The following is a 284-nucleotide window of genomic DNA, read 5'->3' as shown; positions in this document are numbered from 1 at the left end:
TTTAGGAGGAGATAGTTTATGAATCCAGTAGTTGGTCTGGATGTCGCAAAAGGAGAAAGTCAAATACAAGCTTTTTTAGATAGAAAGACTCCTTTTAAAAAAAGTTTTAAGATTTCACATACAGTTGAAGGGTTTAAGCAGCTACATCAATTCTTACTGAGAATCGAAGAAAAAGCCAATACAAAACCAGTATTAATAATGGAATCGACAGGACATTACCATTCTCCAGTTATGCAGTTCTTAGATAGCTTAAATTATATTTACATCGTTATTAATCCATTAAT

General features: G+C 31.7%; 1 protein-coding gene. It reads left to right on the top strand.

What is annotated here, in order from left to right; all coding sequences use genetic code 11:
- Window positions 1-18: 18 nt before the first annotated feature.
- Window positions 19-284 (top strand): IS110 family transposase (locus CN692_RS19145; RefSeq protein ID WP_142317547.1); only part of this gene is annotated, 266 nt, incomplete at its 3' end.

It is taken from the genome of Bacillus sp. AFS002410 (assembly GCF_002556365.1).
GTDB lineage: Bacteria > Bacillota > Bacilli > Bacillales > Bacillaceae_G > Gottfriedia.
Note: the sequence above shows the minus strand (reverse complement) of the source record. Positions and strands in the feature narration are given on the sequence as shown.